Genomic DNA, 3,474 nt, shown 5'->3' with positions numbered 1-3,474 from the left:
GCCGCCCTGACCGCGCCAGCACCCGCGCTGATGACCGGCAAGCGCGCACTGCAGCAGCGCAAACTCAACGAGCGACGGTCCCGCCGCCGCCGCGGCGGCCCGGCTCGGCTCGTTCAGACCGGCGAGCCCTCGGCGAGCCGCCTTCAGTCGCGCGGCAGGTCGACCGGCGGCGGCGCCTTCGACGGCAGGCGCAGATGCAGCGCCGCCTTGGCCATCAGGTTGGCCGATACCGGCGCGGTGATGAACAGGAACAGCGCGACCAGCAGCTCGTGCACGCCGACCAGGCCCTGCGCCCAGCTCGCCGCCATGCTGGCGACGAGCACGCTGCCGACACCCAGCGTCGTGGCCTTGGTGGGCGCATGCAGGCGCATGAAGAAGTCGGGAAAGCGCGTCATGCCGATGGCACCGATCAGCGAGAACGCGCCGCCGATCACCAGCAGCACGGCGATGAGCAGTTGCACCCAGAACGGAAAATCGTTCATCCCTGGCTCCTATTCGATGACGTCGCCGCGGCTCAGGTAGCGTGCCAGCGCGACGGTGGACGCGAACCCCAGCATGGCCACGATCAACGCCGCCTCGAAGAGCAGCGGCGTCGCGCGCTGGATGCCGAGCAGGATGACCAACGCGACCACGTTGATGTAGAGCGTGTCGAGTGCCAGCACGCGGTCCACCGCCGACGGCCCGCGCAGCAGGCGCCAGCCGCACAGCGCAATGGCCAGGCCGATGGCACCCATCGCGAAATTGAGGGCCCACACGATCATCCGAGGATCTCCTTGAGCGGCTGCTCGTAGCGCTGCTTGATCTGCGCGGCCAGCGCCGCCGGGTCGGCGCAGTCGAGCGCATGCACCATGATGCGGCGGCGATCCTCGTCGACCACGCACGACACCGTGCCCGGCGTGGTGGTGATGATGGTGGCAAGCAGCACGATGGCCGTGGGGTCGCGGATGTCGAGCTGCACCGGCACCCAGGCCGGCTGCGGATCGGAGCCCGGCGTCAGCACGATGCGCGCGACGATCAGGTTGGACACCACGATGTCCCACATCACCACCCCGGCAAAGTGCAGCGCTACCGGCACGCGCCGCAGCCGCGCGCCCGGGCCGAGAAACCCGTGCAGCAGCCGCGGCAGCACCAGCGCGAGCACCGCCGCGGTGATGAGCTGCGGCACGGCCAGGCTCTGCTGCAGCAGCAGCCAGGCCGCGGCCAGCAGCAGCGAGAGCACCGGGTGGGCCAGCCAGCCCGGCCTCGGCTTGGGTCGTTCTCTCATCGTGGCGCTCCGGGAACGATGCGATAGGGCCGCGTGGTGTCGGGCACCTGCCCGTCCTGCTCGCCGAGCACCGCGCGTGCATAGCCGGCGCGGTCGGTCAGTTGCAGCGCAGCGGCCGCGGTGTAGCGCTGCAGCGGCGCGGCGAACACGCTCATGGCGACGGCCGAGCCCAGCAGCGCCAGGGTGGCCAGCACGAGCCGCGGGCTGGCGCCGGAGTTGCTGCAGATCGGCAGTTCGGTGCGCACGTTCCAGAAGAGGATGCTGCCGGCGCGCGCCAGGCCGATCAGCGTCAGGAAGCCCACCCCCAGCAACACGATCCACACCACCGCCACCCAGGCGTGGCTCGCCGAAGCCTCCAGGATCATCAGCTTGCCGATGAAACCCGGCAGCGGCGGCAGCCCCGCGACCGAGGCGGCGCCGAGCAGCAGCATCAGGCCGAGGAGCTGCGGCTGGGCGACCGGCGAGGCCGGGTCGAGCTCATCCGCAACGTCGCCGCGCTGTGCGCCGACCAGCTCCGAAAGAAGGAACATGCCGGCCAGCACCAGGGTGCTTTGCGCCAGGTAGTACAGACCCGCCGACCACGCTGCGGCGCCCTGCACGCCCAGCGCGGTGAGCACGGTGCCGACCGAGACCACCGTGAGCCAGGCCACCAGCCGCGGCAGCGTGCGAGCGGCCAGCGCGCCGAGCACGGCGACCACACTGGTCACCAGGGCCAGCGGCAGCAGCAGCGAGCCGACCGAAAAGGCGGTTGCAGCGGCTGCGGCGCCGGCAGTTGTGGCGCCGGCGGTTGCGGCGGCAGCAGCGGCGTCGACGTTAGTAGCACCTGCGGCGCCGACCGCGCCACCGCCATCGGCGCCGAACACCACGCCATGCACGCGGACGATCGCGTACACGCCCACCTTGGTCATGATCGCGAACAGCGCCGCCACCGGCGCACTCGCCGCCGCATAGGTCGCCGGCAACCACATCGACAGCGGCATGATCGCCGCCTTGAAACCGAACACCACCAGCAGGATCAGCCCGGCGACCTGCAGCACGGCCGCCTCCGGGCCGTCGACCTCGGGCACGCGCAGGGCCAGATCGGCGAGGTTGAGCGTGCCGGTCAGCGCATAGATCAGCGCCACGCCGACCAGGAACAGCACCGAGGCCGCAAGGTTGAGCACCACGTAGTGCACGCCCACCCGAAAGCGCTCTCGGCCCTGGCCGTGCAGCACGAGTGCGTAAGAGGCGATCAGCAGCACCTCGAAGAACACGAACAGGTTGAACAAGTCGCCCGTGACGAAGGCGCCGTTCAGCCCCATCAGCTGGAACTGAAACAGCGCATGGAAATAGCGGCCCTGCGAATCCCAGCCGCCGCTGGCATAGACCAGCACGGGCAGCGCGATGCAGGCGGTGAGCACCAGCATGAGCGCGGAGAGCCGGTCGATGACCAGCACGATGCCGAAAGGCGCCGGCCAGTCGCCCAGCCGGTAGACCTCGAGCGCGCCGTCATCGGCCTGGAGGGCCAGCCGCGCGGCCAGCAGCAGCAGCAGCGCGCTCGACGCCAGCGAGACGATGCGGGCCCAGCGCAGCTTGCCCTGCCCCGGCCCGGCGTGCGAGGTGCTGCCGTGGTCGCCGATGAGCAGCAGCAGCATCGCGGTGAAGGCCGGCAGCAGCACCGGCAGGATCGCCAGGTGGGCCGAGAAGAAGGCCGTCACACGCGATCCTTTGCGTCGACCGGCTGGGGCAGATGGCCGTCGGGCCGGCCATCGACATGGTCGCTGCCGCTCTCGTGCCGGCTGCGCAGCGCCAGCTCGATCACGAAGCCGGTCGTCGCGAAACCGATCACGATGGCGGTGAGCACCAGGGCCTGCGGCAGCGGGTCGGCCACGTTCGTCCCTTCGGTCAGGATCGGCGGCGCCGCGCTCCACAGCCGCCCCATTGCGAAGATGAAGACGTTGACCGCGTAGCCGAGCAGCGTCAGGCCCAGCACCACCGGGAAGGTGCGTCCGCGCAGCAGCAGGTAGATGCCGCACGCGGTGACCCAGCCGATGCCGCTCGCGACCAGGAACTCCATGCTCATCAGGACGCCTCCCCCGCCGCTTGCCGCAGGCGACGGACTGCGGCGCTGGAATCCGGCTCATCGGGCGGCGCTCCCGAAGACGGGACAAACGGCTCCTTGCTCGCCGCACCGAGCACCGACAGCATCAGCAGGCTGGCGCCGACCACGG

General features: G+C 70.7%; 5 protein-coding genes. All 5 read right to left on the bottom strand.

What is annotated here, in order from left to right:
* Positions 1–143: 143 nt before the first annotated feature.
* The 5 genes from H0W38_RS18945 to H0W38_RS18925 are packed head-to-tail and all read right to left on the bottom strand — an operon-like array spanning position 144 to position 3,329.
* Positions 144–482: a Na+/H+ antiporter subunit G gene (locus tag H0W38_RS18945; RefSeq protein ID WP_292457064.1), complete on the bottom strand. Its 339-nt coding sequence runs from the start codon at positions 480–482 to the stop codon at positions 144–146.
* Positions 483–491: 9 nt separating this feature from the next.
* Complete coding sequence (locus H0W38_RS18940) at positions 492–761, bottom strand: K+/H+ antiporter subunit F (protein ID WP_292447872.1); 270 nt, start codon at positions 759–761, stop codon at positions 492–494.
* Positions 758–1,264 (bottom strand): Na+/H+ antiporter subunit E, encoded by a 507-nt coding sequence (locus tag H0W38_RS18935; RefSeq protein ID WP_292457061.1) that lies wholly within the window; start codon positions 1,262–1,264, stop codon positions 758–760. The genes H0W38_RS18940 and H0W38_RS18935 overlap by 4 nt, the downstream gene beginning before the upstream one ends.
* Positions 1,261–2,961 (bottom strand): monovalent cation/H+ antiporter subunit D, encoded by a 1,701-nt coding sequence (locus H0W38_RS18930; protein ID WP_292457060.1) that lies wholly within the window; start codon positions 2,959–2,961, stop codon positions 1,261–1,263. Before H0W38_RS18930 ends, H0W38_RS18935 begins: the two co-directional genes overlap by 4 nt.
* A complete protein-coding gene (locus H0W38_RS18925) occupies positions 2,958–3,329 on the bottom strand; it encodes a Na+/H+ antiporter subunit C (protein WP_367162411.1) in 372 nt (123 codons plus the stop codon). The genes H0W38_RS18930 and H0W38_RS18925 overlap by 4 nt, the downstream gene beginning before the upstream one ends.
* Positions 3,330–3,474: the final 145 nt, after the last annotated feature.

Origin of the sequence: Methylibium sp. (assembly GCF_013817365.1) — a bacterium.
Lineage (GTDB): Bacteria > Pseudomonadota > Gammaproteobacteria > Burkholderiales > Burkholderiaceae_C > Methylibium.
This window is presented reverse-complemented; position numbering and strand designations above follow the sequence as displayed.